The 15225-nt window shown below is 51.3% G+C and carries 9 protein-coding genes and 1 other RNA gene; 6 read left to right on the top strand and 4 right to left on the bottom strand.

The features are described 5' to 3' along the window. The first annotated feature begins 809 nt into the window (after positions 1-809). Complete coding sequence (locus tag CFLAV_RS14855) at positions 810-4604, top strand: immunoglobulin domain-containing protein (protein WP_007415581.1); 3795 nt, start codon at positions 810-812, stop codon at positions 4602-4604. 181 nt (positions 4605-4785) lie between these two features. Further along, positions 4786-5538, top strand: coding sequence for a hypothetical protein (locus CFLAV_RS14850; protein ID WP_007415580.1), 753 nt, complete (start codon positions 4786-4788; stop codon positions 5536-5538). Between the two features lie 412 nt (positions 5539-5950). Here the strand turns inward: CFLAV_RS14850 and rny are convergent, their stop codons facing one another. The 4 genes from rny to ssrS all read right to left on the bottom strand — a co-directional run bounded on the left by rny (position 5951) and on the right by ssrS (position 9767). Further along, positions 5951-7570 (bottom strand): ribonuclease Y, encoded by a 1620-nt coding sequence (rny, locus tag CFLAV_RS14845; protein WP_202796904.1) that lies wholly within the window; start codon positions 7568-7570, stop codon positions 5951-5953. Next, complete coding sequence (locus CFLAV_RS14840; RefSeq protein WP_007415578.1) at positions 7510-8130, bottom strand: 5-formyltetrahydrofolate cyclo-ligase; 621 nt, start codon at positions 8128-8130, stop codon at positions 7510-7512. Before CFLAV_RS14840 ends, rny begins: the two co-directional genes overlap by 61 nt. A gap of 9 nt (positions 8131-8139) precedes the next feature. Further along, entirely contained in the window at positions 8140-9513 is a 1374-nt protein-coding gene (locus CFLAV_RS14835) for a replication-associated recombination protein A (RefSeq protein ID WP_007415577.1), read from the bottom strand. Between the two features lie 70 nt (positions 9514-9583). After that, positions 9584-9767: non-coding RNA, 6S RNA (ssrS, locus tag CFLAV_RS33695), on the bottom strand. Between the two features lie 267 nt (positions 9768-10034). On the opposite strand from ssrS, the gene CFLAV_RS14830 reads away from it, so the two are divergent. From CFLAV_RS14830 to CFLAV_RS14815, 4 genes are all read left to right on the top strand, one after another. Beyond that, on the top strand, positions 10035-10811 hold the full coding sequence (locus CFLAV_RS14830; RefSeq protein ID WP_007415576.1) for a DUF748 domain-containing protein: 777 nt from the start codon (positions 10035-10037) through the stop codon (positions 10809-10811). Between the two features lie 186 nt (positions 10812-10997). Further along, on the top strand, positions 10998-13724 hold the full coding sequence (gene alaS / locus CFLAV_RS14825; protein ID WP_007415575.1) for an alanine--tRNA ligase: 2727 nt from the start codon (positions 10998-11000) through the stop codon (positions 13722-13724). A 104-nt stretch (positions 13725-13828) separates the two neighbouring features. Continuing rightward, positions 13829-14284 carry a hypothetical protein gene (locus tag CFLAV_RS14820; RefSeq protein ID WP_007415574.1) on the top strand — a complete coding sequence of 152 codons (456 nt, stop codon included), beginning with the start codon at positions 13829-13831 and terminating at the stop codon, positions 14282-14284. A gap of 52 nt (positions 14285-14336) precedes the next feature. Beyond that, the gene (locus CFLAV_RS14815) at positions 14337-15218 is read left to right on the top strand and encodes a PepSY-like domain-containing protein (protein ID WP_007415573.1); all 882 of its coding nucleotides are present in this window, start codon (positions 14337-14339) and stop codon (positions 15216-15218) included. The last annotated feature ends 7 nt before the right edge of the window (positions 15219-15225 follow it).

Below are 15225 nucleotides of genomic sequence, written 5' to 3'. Positions count from 1 at the left end.
TTGGGCTGGCTTCAATAATTCTGCCGGGACTCCAACGGCTAACGCCTTTATCAGCAGTTACGAATCGGCACGAATTGGACGGATGTAACTCCCCCCAGCCGGTTCCTGAACCTTCGACTCCGGCGATCGGCGGTTTAGGCATGGGCGGCTTCCTCATTAATCGGTTGAAAAAGAAATAAATTACCGGGCTTATTGAACGGCTCAGCGTCGCCGGAAGCGTTGAGCTCTTTGTTTTTGGCGGATCAGGTTAAATATCTTCATGTCGCGATTCTTGAGCCTTTCTGCGCAATCTTTTTATCAAAAGACGGAGGTAGAGGGAATGTTAAAGCGACCAGTCAGTGAGTAACTAATCATGGTGAATTAGATGGGTAAATCATGCGCAACCTGCACATAATAGGCGTCAAAAGCACTGAAAAATTTCTTAATTTTATTGACAGAAAAAAACGAGGTTCTCATGCTCAAATTTATTATTCACCTAATAAGATTTTATGAAGTGGCATTCAGGAGTTTGCTTGATTAAATCATTTTTTGTTTGCCATAAGGTGAATGAGCAGAGTCTTTTTTATCCCACCAGTTGCATTTATTTTCGTAATCCAATGATCGGCGGAGTTGAATTTTCAACCTTCCCAGAGGACCGGAACTAACAGCATCCTAAGCTGCCATAATCAAGTGGGATAAATGACAGGCCTGCACGGAAACACCGGACCAACGCGGAGCGGACGAGGTGTTTTGCAGGTGTTCGAGGAAGAGAGTGATTTGAAATTGACAATGAAAATAAGTGTCCCGGTCATATTAGAAGAGTTTAACCTATGAAAACAAGAACCTGCATCGCCCTCGCCATCATTTCCCTGATGGCTCTCGTATTTGGAGCTAATGCCCAAACAAATCCTGGTCTAAATCCACTTACCTCCTTTGGAGTGCGTTTCGATGGGAGTATACAGCCGTTGGATGTGCCTTGGATTGATATCGGCAATAACCAGCGTGGGATGGCCTATGACCCAGTAACTGGGTATCTCGTTTTCGTGGATACACATTCCGGGGCGGGTGGCTCGAGCAATGTGCTTGGTAATATTTACATTTTGGATGGCATCAACGGAACCATAGTGACCAATTTGAACACCAACGGCATTGTCGGCGGAGCCTATGCCGATGCGGGGAGCCTGGTGGCGGATGACGGAGCCGTCTATGTGTGCAACCAAGTCAACAACAGCGGCACTACTCCTTTCATCATTTATCGCTGGGATTCCGTCCTTACCACCAACGCACCATCGGTTTGCTTTTCAAACTTTCTCACCCCGGCTCAGCGATATGGAACCAGCATGGACATTCGTGGAGCAGGGGCCAATACACAAATTATTATTGGTTCGCTGGTGAATTCAACTTCGGGAACCAACGTGGTGGTATTCACAACAGCTGATGGCACGAATTTCGCATCCAATGTTCTCGGCACGGACGCGACAACCGCGAATTTTAACGATGGCATTGCCTTTGGGCCTGGGGATAGCTTTTATGCTAAAAAGGTTGGGGCTCCACTTCGCTGGATGAGTTTCAATTTGGGAGCTTTGAGTGCGACTACCATTAAAACCTATGATTCCACGGCACTCGGAAACACCGACAATCTCGGCCCGATTGCAGTGGATAATGTCCACAAACTTTTGGCTGCCATTGACGTAATCAGCGGGACTACCGGTCCTGAACATGTTCGCCTTTATGATATCTCAAATACGAACCGCGGTCCTGTGCTTCTCGATATTAAGGATTATACCCCCAACAATGCCAATGCCTCGGCTCCTCCCGGGTATCTGGACTTTGGTGGCGGCAAGCTTTACTCCTACGTGATTAACAACGGGTTGATTGCCTACAGCGTTGATGCCGTACCAACTGTGGCTCCAACAATCCTGTCGCAACCAGCCGCCACGAATAGAATGACAATTGGGCGGACAATCACACTGTCCGTGTCGGCGTTCCCAGCGGTGAATTATCAATGGACTTCAAACGGAGTGAATATCGCTTCGGCCACCAATGGCTCGTTGGTCATTTCAAATTTGCAGGTGAGTTATTCTGGAACTTACAGCTGTGTTGTCAGCAACGCGGCAGGGACGCAGACGGTTGCATCACAGTTGGTGGTGGTGAATCCGACCGACCTGTATCATTTGAACCTACAATGGAGCGCAGCAGCAGGAGCTCAACCGTATATTGATTATAGTGGGACTGGCAATGTGCCGAACCAGCGCAGCATCGCATACAATGCGCTCTCAAATCAGTTATATGTTGTCAGTCGCTCCAGCCCCACCACCTCAAATTATCTGGTGTATGCAATTAACGCCACGAATGGGGCCGTGCTATACACATTGAACACGAACGGAATTCAGCTCTATGTGGCGCCACAAGGGAGTTCATCGGGCTTGGGGTTGGATGCGATCGGCGTGGCGGATGACGGGGCCATTTATGCCTGTAATGAAACTCCAAACGCTTATGGCGGAAGTCCAGCAGACCCGGCCAAGGTGTTCCGACTGTATCGCTGGGCGAACGGCGATAGCAACACCGTGCCAGTGCAAATTTTTATGGGTGATCCAGCCTCTCAGAGCAGCACCTTCCGCTGGGGTGACGTTATGAGCGTGCGTGGCAGTGGAATCAATACCCAAATTATTTTGGATAATAACGATGCTGCACAACGATACGTGGCTGTCCTGACTCCGACCGATAGCACGATGACGAACTGGACGGCGCAATATTTCCTGCAGCCGACTGTGGGAACCCCCATTGGTCGCAGCCTCGAATTCGGACCTGGCAGTACTTTTTACCAGAAACGTAAAGGCTTTGGGCTGGTGCAATCCAGTTTCGATTTGACCCAGGCACCAGCAGCTACCACCACCTTGAGCACGAATTCCAATTTCACCAACACTCTCGCTGGTGTCGGGTTGAATTTGACGCGGAAGTTGTTGGCCGGGGTGAATTATCCTGTCGCAGCGACGAACGATTCCCTTGACCTGTATGAGATTTCCGACTTGAACAGTCCATTGTTCCTGGCCTCATACATTTTTCCGGTGTATCCGCATAATGCGAATGGCAATTTTATCTCCCAGACCTTCTTTGCTGGCGATATGCTCTTCACCATTGATGCACAGAACGGCATCATGGCGTTCAAGGTGGCTTTGGGGCCGCCGACAGCACCGAACTTTTTCGCGCAACCACAAAACCTGCGAGTGATCCTGGGTGGTGGGGGGAGCATGACGGTTACGCTCGATCAACAAGCAACGGTCAAGTGGCAGAGAAATGGCTCGGACATCCCAGGGGCTACGAATCTGACCTATGCCATCACCAATGCCCAACTCACCGATGGCGGTAACTACCGCGTGATTGCAGCGAATGCTTATGGTTCCTCGACAAGTTCGGTGGCTGTGGTAACGGTCGCATTGAGTCAGGGGAATTATTCCTTGTCACAGGCATGGAACCTGGCACCCGCGAGCCGTCCTTATCTTCCATTGGATGGCAGCAGTAGTGGGTCGACTCCGTTTTACCGGAGCATTGCGTATAGCGCCCTGTCAAATCAGGTTTATGTAGTAACCCGTACGGGAGCTTCTTCGGGGCAAGCCGTTCATGTATTGGATGCCGCAACAGGAGCGGACCTATACACACTTGATACCACTGGCATTACTGGTGGAAGCATTGTCTTGCTTTCCGTCGGGGTGAGCCAGGATGGTTCCATTTATGCGGCAAACATGGATACCAGCGGAACAAACGCAGCAGTTTATAAGCTTTATCGTTGGGCAGATGCCAATAGCAGCACCCAGCCAGCCTTGGTCTACTCCGGTGAGCCTGCCAATCAGACCACTGGTTTCCGTTGGGGTGACGCGATGGACGTCCGTGGCGCTGGCACGAACACCCAGATCGTGATTGATGCCAACCAGGGAAGCCTGGCAGCGGTGTTGACACCGGTGGATGCTTCATTGGCTTCATTCACGAATGCTTACTTCGGGGAAACAGGTCCCAGCACTCCGATTGGTCGTAGTCTGCAATTCGCGACAGGGACTAATATATGGCAGAAGCGAGCGGGAACGGCCCTGCAATTGGTAAGTTACAACCTGCCTGGCGGGACGAGCACGGTGCTGAGCAACTTCAACAACTTCGCGTCGTCGCTTGGGTCTGTGGCCTTGGATGTTTCGAGAAAGTTGCTGGCTGGTGTTAACTTTGCCGGCAATACCAATTCTCCTGACAGCCTTGCGCTGTATGATATCTCTGACCTGGGCGCACCGTTGTTGCTTGCAACTTATAATTTCCCGGCCAATTCGAAGCCGAATGTCAATCTGATTGCGCAAGTCGTTTTCGCCGGCAACCGGGTATACGCTGTGGATGGGAACAATGGTATTGTGGCATTCAATCTGGTTGCTCCCACACCACCGTCACTGAGCGTGACATTTGACGGAGTTCATGCGCTTGTGAGTTGGCCCACGAATTTCACCGGCTATGCTTTGCAGTCGGCACCGGTCCTGGCCAGTCCCAGCATCTGGAGTCCGGAAGGGACGGGGGCGATTGCAAATGGTCAATACACCGTCACAAATACCGCGTCGGGTGGAAGCAAATATTACCGCCTGATTAAATAGATCGCGGGTTAATTTGAAGCTCACAGCCAGTCTGGATGCAACCAGGCTGGCTTTTTGTTTATGTTTATTATGGCCGGGCTTTCAGGTGAGGAGTTGCTGTTTAAAAAACTTGCTTCAAAGGGCGTTGACACGGTGAGTTAGTGTGATTAGGCTATGTGAAAATCAGTTTTTTGCAAAAGCCATGTTGATTCGAATTGCCTTAATTATCGCCATCATAGCCGGGCTCGCGGCTGGGGTTCTGAATTTTGTTCAGGTAAAAGACAAGATTAACACGACGATCTCTGACCGGGACAAGAACGCCAAGGATCGCGATATGGAGAGAGCTGAGAAGCAAAAAGCTCAAAAGCTCGCCAAGGATACTCAAACCACTTTGGATCAGACCAAGACCGAGTTGGCTTCGACTAAGGATGAGCTCGGTAAAGCCAGCGCTGAGGCTGCTGAAGCGACCAAGAAGGCCACCGCGCTTTCCGATAGTTTAAAGAAGACCACCTCGGAGCGTGATTCGGCCCAAAACGATTTAGCCGCGTGGAAAGCCTTGGGCGTTCCCATCGACCATATCAAGGCGACGCTGGCATCTATTACCTCGCTGAAGGAACAGCGTGACGCGATCGAGGCTGAGAAGAAGATTTTGATCGCCAATAACGTCAAACTTCAAAACAAGCTGAATACGCTCCTTGATCCAGAATTTCTGGTTAAGCTGCCCGACGGTTTAAAAGGCAGAGTCCTGGCGGTTGATCCAAAGTATGAGTTTGTAGTGCTTGATATTGGTGACAAACAGGGTGTGCTTGAGGATGGACAAATGTTGGTAAATCGTAACGGAAAGTTGGTCGCCAAGGTTAAGATCAAGAGCGTTCAGGCCAACCGCAGTATCGCCAATGTGATGCCGGGTTGGAAGGTCGTTGACTTGATGGAAGGCGATCAGGTTCTTTACTGATCTTTGCCCATGAAGCTTGTTTCCAGTTTGAAAAAGTGTCGGACTTGGGCCCTGCTGTTATCTCTTACTGTTGGGCTTGGCTGCTGCAGTGGTTGTAAGACCAGCGATGCAGAGGCGAGCAATGAATCGCCACGGCCATGGAATTCTCCAGAAGGATGGCAGAACGGGATGCTTCCTGGAACGATGACACAGCCACACTAGCATTTTGTAGTTCCTGCGGTGATAGATTTGAAAAGCCATTGGTAATCGCCAATGGCTTTTTTTTTTGAGACAACGAAGAGGTTTTTGACGGTAAAAAGATTTTGGAGTTTTTAACGTACTTATCAATGAACGTTCGGCTGAAATTCTGAGGGGAGACGACGATCTTAAAATGGGAAAAAGGCCAAGGGCGCCGTGAGGGGGACAGGTGAGACTACTTGGCGACTTCCACGCAGCGTGTTTCCCGAATGACCGTGATCTTAATTTGCCCCGGATATTGCAGATCATTTTCGATTTTGGAGGCGATATTCCGGGCGAGGGCAAATGCCTGGTCGTCTGAAACCTGCTCAGGTTGGACCATGATACGAAGTTCACGTCCCGCCTGAACGGCAAAGCATTTTTCCACTCCGGGGAAGGACAAAGCGATCTTTTCAAGATCATCCACGCGCTTCAAATAAGTAGCCATGTTCTCCGAGCGGGCGCCAGGGCGTGATGCGCTGATGGCGTCAGCAGCGCTGACCAGAATGCCCAATGGGCCGATGGGAGGAATATCATTATGATGGGAGGCGACGCCGTTTACAACGGCATCAGATTCCCCGTGCCTTTTGATGATATCAGCGCCTACAACAGCGTGAGGACCTTCAATCTCGTGGTTTACGGCTTTGCCAATGTCATGTAGCAGCCCAGTGCGTTTGGCGAGGGAAACATCGATTCCCAATTCTGAAGCCATCAGGCCCATTAGATGGGCAACTTCGATTGAGTGGTTCAAGATGTTTTGGGAGTAACTGTGGCGGAAATGGAGGCGACCGAGAAGTTTGATGATTTCTGGATGCATCGGTGAGAGGCCAGTCTTGGCGACTGCTTCATCACCAAGTCGCACAATGGTTTCATCCATTTCCTGGGTGACCTTGGCAACTATTTCCTCGATGCGAGTGGGATGGATTCGTCCATCAAGAATCAGGCGATTCATGGCTTCACGCGCAATTTCGCGCCGAACCGGGTCGAAACCGGAGAGCACGACTGCGTTCGGGGTATCATCGATTAAAACCGTGATGCCAGTCGCAGCTTCGAAAGCGCGGATATTGCGGCCATCACGACCAATGATGCGGCCTTTCATTTCCTCTCCCTGGAGGGCAATGGTGGCGGTGCTGGTTTCGAATGTGTGATCCCCTGCGTAACGCTGAATGGCCACACTAATTATCTGCCGGGCTTTTTCCTCAGCCTTGGATTTCGCATCCTCGACAATGTGCCGTGTCAGATTACTGGCATCGCGCATCGCCTCCATTTCAACTTCCTTAAGAAATTGGGTGCGAGCTTCGTCTTCGGAAAGTCGGGAAAGATTCTCGAGTTGTTCGCGGCGAAGTTTGATGAGCCCCTCCAGTTCCTGTTGCTGTGAATCCAGCAAGTCAGCCTTTCGCTTCAGCACATCCTTTTGTTCACGTAAACTTCTCTCAGCCTGGACCACGCCTTCCAGTTGGGTATTGATCAATGTTTCGCGTTCGCTGAGGCGGCGTTCGAGTTCGGCGCGTTCCTGCCTGCGTGCGGTAAAGGATTGTTCTGTTTGTTCGCGGATTTTGAGCGCTTCTTCGTTGGCAGCGAGGCGCGCATCGCGAACGAAGGCTTCAGCATCGCGGCGGGCGTTCTCCAGAAGGGTTTGGAGTTGAAGAGCTTGGAGCTTTCTTGCATTGCGGTCTCGCAACCACAAAAGAAGATAGCAAAGCACTGCGCCAACGACAAGGCAGGCGCCTTCTGCATAAATATTTCCCACCAGGATCATTTCAAGACCGGGCGCGGCGGTGTTGCTGATTGCCAGCGCGTCGGCGTCAAGATGCAACTCAAACGAATGTCATGCGGTTCGACAGGGACCTTATCCAAAATTTGCTGATCAAATGCCACTCCACAAGTCGTACCGTGCAGAACTTCCAGCAGTTGGTCATAAAACCCCTTCCCCCGACCAAGCCGGTGTCCAGCAAAGTCGAATGCTACCCCAGGTACGAGTATCAAGTCCAGATGGTTTAAAGAAATTGTGGAACAAAATTCGTTTGGTTCACGGACTCCATACTGACCGGTGGAGAGATCCCGGGGAATATTCTTTATATGGCATGCAACATACTGATTTTGTTCAGGATGGAAGCGAGGCAATAGGACGGTTTTTCCGGTAGCAATTGAATCCTCCACCAGTTTCCAAATGTCAGGTTCATCTGGTAGAGGTGCATAGAACAATATGGACTGAGCCTGTTTCCAAATTTCCTGTTGTTCCAATAAGGAGCAGAGTTGGAGGGACAAGGACTGTCGTTCTGCCTGAGAAAGCTTTTTCACTTCGGTCCGGACTTTCGCTCGCAGTGTGGCTTTCTCGTGCTTATGGATATGGTTGGGGGAAGGGCTGTTATCCATGACGAATTGTCATTTAGGTTTTCTGGACTGGGCCAGCAAGGCGCGCCATTTCTCAACCCGCTCCTTGATCTTCTTCTCCACACCTTGATCGGTGGGCTCGTAGTAGTGTTTGTCGGCTCCGAGATAATCCTGAGAAGCAAAGTGGTCGGGGTGATCGTGGGCGTATTCGTAGCCTTTGCCGTGGCCGAGACGTTCTGCACCAGCATAATGGGCATCGCGCAGATGCTCGGGGACGGGCAGAGTGCGACCGGAACGGACATCGGCCAATGCTGCATCGATGGCGGTAATGCTCGTGTTGCTTTTAATGGCAGTGGCAATGTAGATCGCAGCTTCGGCGATGGGAATGCGCGCCTCGGGCCAGCCGATGAATTCGGCGGCTTGGTGCGCCGCATTGGCGAGGACGAGTGCCATGGGATCAGCCAGGCCGACATCTTCAGCAGCACAGATGACGATGCGTCGCGAGATGAAGCGGGGATCTTCACCGGCGTGAATCATTTTGGCGAGCCAGTAAAGCGTGGCATCGGCATCGCTGCCGCGCATGGATTTGATGAAGGCAGAGATGGTGTCGTAATGGGCATCGCCATCCCCGTCATACACCACGGCTTTGCGTTGGATGCTTTGTTCGGCAACGGCGAGATCGATATGGATGATGCCGTTGGCTTCGGGAGAGGTGGTGAGTGCGGCGATTTCGAGAGAATTCAAGGCTTTGCGAGCGTCGCCATCAGAAAGTTTGGCGAGGTGGCGCAAGGCGGCTTCATCCACATGGATTTTCATGTAGCCCAGACCGCGCTCGGGATCTTGAAGGGAGCGTTGAAGCAACTGGTAGAGTTCCTCTTCGGTGAGAGGGCGTAATTCAAATATTTGCGATCGTGAGACCAACGGGGAGTTGACGAAGAAAAATGGATTGTGAGTAGTGGCACCGATCAGACGAATGACGCCGCTTTCCACGTCAGGCAGGAGGACATCCTGCTGCGATTTATTGAAGCGATGGATTTCGTCGACGAACAAGATGGTCGGTTGGCCGGTATTTTCGAGCCGATTGGATGCAGCGGACAGGACGCGGCGCATATCGGCCACGTTGGATTCGACGCCGCTAAGGCGCTCAAATTTGCTGCTGGTTTGGAGAGCGATGATTTGAGCGAGCGAGGTTTTGCCTGTGCCGGGTGGACCGTAGAAAATGAGCGATTGGATGCGATCGGCTTCGATGGCCCGGCGGAGCAGTTGGCCCGGGCCAAGGATGTGTGATTGACCGATGTATTCAGAAAGATTGCGGGGGCGCATGCGTGCTGCCAACGGCATATGCCGAACCGGTTGGGGTTCAGTGTTCTCTAAAGCACTGGCCTCAGGTTCTTTGGGGGTGGCAAACAGGTCGTCCCGCGACATGGGATTAATATATCAGGTTTGGGAGGACTCGCCCAAAACAAAAAACTCATCCGTGTGGATGAGTTTTAAAGAGTACCCCACCGTAATGCCGTGTATAACAGTCCCTTTGAACTTTTTAAGGAACAGGTGGAGCCCGATCGATCACTTACGACTTCCAGTCAAGGCCTGTCGGCCGACAACCGAAATAGAGGCTCCGTGTTTTTCTAATTACGGTTCAAGGATTTTTGCTAGGAGCACGAACATGGCAGGGTAAAATCTGGTGCTCAAACTTGTTTACAAAGAGCGTGGCGCACTCAACTTTTTATGCGCATTCAACTGCAAAAAGTATTAGCGAATTGTGTGTTTTTCTCAAGGAAATATTTCAAAAAATTCAGCGGGTCATCACCCTAATTGCCAAGATTTTTCTTTACAACACGGCCATTGAATGCGCTTGACCTGCATGGCTCCGAACCCAACCATGGCCGAGGTATTGTCTGGCGGAAAGGCATTTTTTCCGCAGTGGCACCGAATGACACTTTAATATGAAAAAAACATTGATTCGAATTGTTCTCGGACTGGGCATCCTGCTCGTGGTGGCGCTGGTGGCAGTTTTCTTTTCACTGAATTCCATTGTGAAAAAGGGAGTGGAAACGGTGGGGCCTCAGATCACAAAAGTCGATGTGAAGCTGGGTTCCGCGAACATCTCTCCATTTGGAGGGAGCGGGCAGTTGAGCAAATTGTTCGTGGGCAATCCGGAAGGTTATAAAACTGCTTCCGCCATCCAGGTGGGTGACGTCAAAGTGGCTGTTAAGGTGGGCTCTGTGTTGTCAGATACCATCATGGTGGAGCAAATCAATATTCAGGCTCCTGAAATCACCATGGAGGGAACCTTAACCGGGAATAATTTGAGCAAGATCCTGGAAAATCTTAATTCGACCAGCGAAACGAAGGAGAAGGTGAAGAACGAACCGACTGCGGGTAAGAAGGAAAAGAAATTCATAGTGAAGGACATTGTTGTGAACGGTGCAAAGGTGCACCTCAATATCACTGCTTTGGGCCAGACTTTGGGGATGACCGTACCGATTCCTGACATCCATTTGCAAAACGTTGGCACCGGGGAAGGTGGGGTTTCGGCTGCGGAATTATCTCGGCAAATATTGAAGCCGATTCTGGCAGGGGCGGTGGAAGCTGGGACCAAAGCCATCGCGGATGGCGGCAAGCAACTTAAAGACATTGGCAAGAATCTGGGTAAGGGAAGTGTTGATGACTTGAATAAGGCAGCTAAAGGGGTCACCGATTTGTTCAAGAAGAAGCAATAGCCTTGTTTTCAACGAGATTTCAGCAAATTCAGCCCCCTGCCGGTTTCGGTTTGGGGGCTTTAAACTTCCACTAGCTTTAAATGAGGTGATTTTCTATCCTCTCCGCCTGTCGAAAGCGGGCATTTGTGCCTTTTTACGGCTAAGTTACATTGATGATTTGAGCAGCGAGGCTGCCTTTAAGATTTTATGACCAGTAGCCAGATACGCCAGTCGTTCCTCGATTTTTTTAAATCGAAACAGCATACCATTGTGCCGTCGTCCAGCTTGATGCCGGATTCGCCGAACCTATTGTTCACCAACGCAGGGATGAACCAGTTCGTGCCGATCTTTTTGGGGCAGAAAAAGGCGGACGTGAGCAAATGGGCGGGAGCGGTTCCATCGCTGGATACGCGCGCGGCGGACACGCAGAAATGCATTCGCGCTGGCGGCAAGCATAACGACTTGGAAGATGTCGGACTGGATACCTATCACCATACTTTTTTCGAGATGTTGGGGAACTGGTCTTTCGGCGATTACTTCAAGAAGGAAGCGATTGATTGGGCGTGGGAACTAGTGACGGAAGTCTGGCGGTTTCCGAAGGAACGCTTGTACGCGACGGTTTACAGCCCGGACAAATCGCTGGGCGACCCCAGTGATTTTGACCAGGAAGCTTACGATTTGTGGGCCGCGAAATTTTCCGCCGCCGGGCTCGATCCGAAGGTGCATATCGTCAACGGCAATAAGAAGGACAATTTCTGGATGATGGGCGATACGGGTCCGTGCGGTCCGTGCTCGGAGTTGCATGTGGATCTGACGCCGCAAGGGGATACCAAGGGCGCGCTCGTCAACAAGGGAACGGCGGAGTGCATTGAGATTTGGAATCTGGTGTTCATCCAATTCAATGCGAATCCGGGTGGGACTTTTTCACCATTGCCTGCAAAGCATGTTGATACTGGCATGGGATTTGAGCGTGTGACTTCAATCATGCAGGGGTCACACGGTTTCAAGGATTTTGCCAATGCCAAGATTTCAAACTACGAAACGGATATTTTTCGTCCAATTTTTGATGCAATCGAGAAATTGAGCGGTAAGCGTTATGGCTCGACATTGCCGAAATCGGGCAGCACAGGAGATACAGAGCAGGAGAAGGTTGACGTGGCGTTCCGCGTGATTGCGGATCATATCAGGACGTTGAGTTTTTCGATTGCTGATGGGATTCAGCCCGGGAATACGGACCGGAACTATGTGCTGCGCCGCATCCTGCGTCGCGCAGTTAAGTACGGACGCACACTCGGGTTCCATGAACCGTTTTTCTACAAGCTGGTGGATGTGCTGGCTGAAACGATGGGTCAGGTGTTTCCCGAAATTCGCGAACGCAAGCAGCATGTCAAGGATGTGATTCGCTCGGAGGAAGAAGCTTTTAACAAAACGTTGGATCGAGGTATCGAGTTGTTCAACCAGGAAATTGCTCACGTTAAGCCCGGTCATCAACTACAGGGACCTTTTGCATTCAAGCTTTATGACACATACGGCTTTCCGCTCGATCTCACTGAGTTGATGGCCCGCGAACGCGGACTGGCCGTGGACGTTGCTGGGTTCAATTTGCTCATGGACGAGCAAAAGAAGCGTTCTCAGGCCGCGCAGAAGAAAGAAGTGATTTCGCTTTCGCAAATCGAAACGACCGTGCCGACCAAGTTTATCGGCTTTGATCAACTTCAGGCCAAAACGAAGGTGCTTGAAGTCGTGGGATTGAAGGATAAGACCGCTGTAGTGCTGGACACGTCGTCGGCCTATGCGGAAATGGGTGGCCAAGTGGGAGATACGGGTGAATTGAGCCAAGGCGGCAAATTGTGGCGGGTGGAGAATACCCAAAAGAGTGGGAACACCTGGCTACATTTCCTTGCGGACGGTGATGCGCCGCAGACGGGAAGTGAAGTGGAGTTGACGGTGGATCGGGAGCGGCGCAATGCGATTCAGCGGCATCACACGGTGACGCATATTTTGCACTGGGCAATTCATGAAGTCGTGAGCAGAGAGGCGTCGCAAAAGGGTTCATTCGTGGGGCCGGATAAGCTGACGTTTGATTTTAATTCACAGCCATTGACACCACAGCAGGTGGCGGATGTGGAAAAGCTGGTGAACGAACGCATTTTGGAAAATGCAGGCGTGTCGTGGACGGAGGTTCTTCATGCCGATGTGAAGGGGCGCAAAGACGTGATGCAATTTTTCGGTGATAAGTATGGCGACCGCGTGCGCGTCGTGCAGATTGGCGGGAAAGCCGGGGAGTTGAACGGTTACTCCATGGAACTCTGCGGTGGAACTCATACCCAGGGAACCGGAGAGATTGGGTTGTTCCGCATTATTGGTGAGTCTGCCGTGGCGGCTGGAGTGCGTCGTATCGAAGCGGTGGCCGGGTTGGAAGCATATGGCAAGGCAACCGATGAAATTCAACTTATCAAGAGTATTGCTGGCAAAGTGAATGCGCCGATAGGTGAATTGGAAAAGAAAATCGATGCCTTGCTGGCCCAACAGAAAGAGCTGGAGAGACAGCTCAAGGCCGTAAACCAAAAGGAAGCCGCGAACACCGCGAAGAGCTTGATTGGGAAAGCGGCGACGTTGAATGGAATTCCGGCCATCATTGAGAACCTGGGTTCGGCAGATGGCGACACGTTGCAATCGATAGCAGACGCCTTAAAGGGGCAATTCAAGGGAGTTGTTGTGCTCGGTGGGGCTGCCAATGGAGCGGTCGCGCTGGTGGCGTCAGTTTCGCCTGAGTTTACCGCGAAGGTGCAGGCGGGGAAAATTATTCAAGGCATCGCGCCGATCGTGGGTGGCAAAGGTGGCGGCAAGCCAGACAATGCCCGAGGCGGCGGCAAGGATGTCTCCAAGCTGGATGAGGCGATGGCGAAGGCAAAGGGGCTGATTGGCGCTTAATCTTTAGCTGAATCAAGAGCGTCAGCGGCTGTGTCGGTGTGCGTCCTCTCTTGTCGACAATGGAGGAGAGGCGCTTGTTTCGCGAATTTTGCGGAGAGTATTAAATGAGTGATACAATTATGGAAATGTCCGACGCCAATCTTGAGAGAGTCTCATGGGAGATGATTTGGAAAGCTGTTAGGGCTCTGATTCCAAGTGTGGCCTATCTCACTCCCGGTTCTCTCTGGTCTGCTGCTGAGAAGGATGGGCTGGTTATAGAGCAGTGGGCTGGGGAGAAATTATTGGAGGAAAGTGATGCGACCGCCATCCGGAAGCTTTTGGCCGGCACGAATTCAAATGAATTCGTTATTGTCGTGACTGATTGTTCATTTCGTTCGGGGAATACACCTTTTGCATTTCGGATGTCTGCGACAGAGGCATTTGCAGAGGCCTATCGACGTGTCACCGGAGAATGTGTTATTTCAGACTTGGATGTGGTGATGGTGTGCACGGAATCGAATCGACTAGTTCTCTGTGATCACGAAGGCGACGTCATAATCGTTCGGAAGCCAAACAGTTAGGCCTGAAATCCACGTTGACATTTAAGGGGGGCGGCTATATTCCAGCGGAATCATGAAAAGGAACTTCAGCCGGCAATCACTCTCGCTTGTAGCAAGTCTTTTCCTGTGTTGTTGCGGGGTGGTTTGTACCGAGATCAGTGCGGCGGAGGCAAAGAAGCTTGTTTTATCTGATTTGCCAGCGGCGGTGCAGAAGATGGTGCAAAGCCAGTTGAATGTGGGCGGGGGCAAGGTGGGGGAGATTGACCGGGAGGAAGATGATGGAGAGATTAGTTACGTGGTGGAAATCGTGAAGGGCGAGGATGCGCGGGACATGACGGTGTCGGAGGAAGGCAAGTTGCTGGGCATGGAAGTGGATTTGAACGAGGTGCCGGCCGTGCCGCAAAAAGCAATCAGGGCACAGTTGGGTAACGGAACAATCGACAGCGTGGAAAAGACTTCAGAGGAGGATGGAACAATCAGTTATGAAGTCGAGATGACCAACAAGGCTGGGAAGGATCGGTTTTTTACAGTGACGATGGAGGGCAAAATGATCCGGGCTGAGATTGGTCTGGAGGAAGCCCCGGTCGCAGTGAGGAAGACCATCGAAGTTGAGAGTGCGAAGGGAAAGCTGGAGAGTGTTTATCGAGTATTAGAAGAGGATGGAATTTCGTACAGTGCCGAAGTGAATGAAGGGGGGAGGAGTCGTGATATGACGATTGCGGGGGATGGAAAGCTGGAGACCATCGAGGCGTTTGCGTCGGACCTGCCGCCGCTCGGAAGAAAGGTGCTTCACGGAAAAGTGGGCAACGGCAAGTTGGTGCGGATCGACAAGGTTTTTGATGAGAAGGGAGAGTATGTGTATGAGGTTGAGAGTTTGAAAGATGGCAAGGCGTTCAATTTCAAGATTGGTGCAGGTGGAAGATTTCGGGGAATGGACGGAGAAAAGGAGCCTTGAATTCGTC

The organism is Pedosphaera parvula Ellin514, assembly GCF_000172555.1.
GTDB lineage: Bacteria > Verrucomicrobiota > Verrucomicrobiia > Limisphaerales > Pedosphaeraceae > Pedosphaera.
The sequence above is the reverse complement of the archived record's forward strand: the minus strand, read 5'-3'. Positions and strand labels throughout refer to the sequence as shown.

Coding starts and splice junctions, on each gene's coding strand:
- CFLAV_RS14855 (WP_007415581.1), top strand. CDS start 810: ATGAAAACAAGAACCTGCATCGCCCTCGCCATCATTTCCCTGATGGCT.
- CFLAV_RS14850 (WP_007415580.1), top strand. CDS start 4,786: ATGTTGATTCGAATTGCCTTAATTATCGCCATCATAGCCGGGCTCGCG.
- CFLAV_RS14840 (WP_007415578.1), bottom strand. CDS start 8,130: ATGGATAACAGCCCTTCCCCCAACCATATCCATAAGCACGAGAAAGCC.
- CFLAV_RS14835 (WP_007415577.1), bottom strand. CDS start 9,513: ATGTCGCGGGACGACCTGTTTGCCACCCCCAAAGAACCTGAGGCCAGT.
- CFLAV_RS14830 (WP_007415576.1), top strand. CDS start 10,035: ATGAAAAAAACATTGATTCGAATTGTTCTCGGACTGGGCATCCTGCTC.
- alaS (WP_007415575.1), top strand. CDS start 10,998: ATGACCAGTAGCCAGATACGCCAGTCGTTCCTCGATTTTTTTAAATCG.
- CFLAV_RS14820 (WP_007415574.1), top strand. CDS start 13,829: ATGAGTGATACAATTATGGAAATGTCCGACGCCAATCTTGAGAGAGTC.
- CFLAV_RS14815 (WP_007415573.1), top strand. CDS start 14,337: ATGAAAAGGAACTTCAGCCGGCAATCACTCTCGCTTGTAGCAAGTCTT.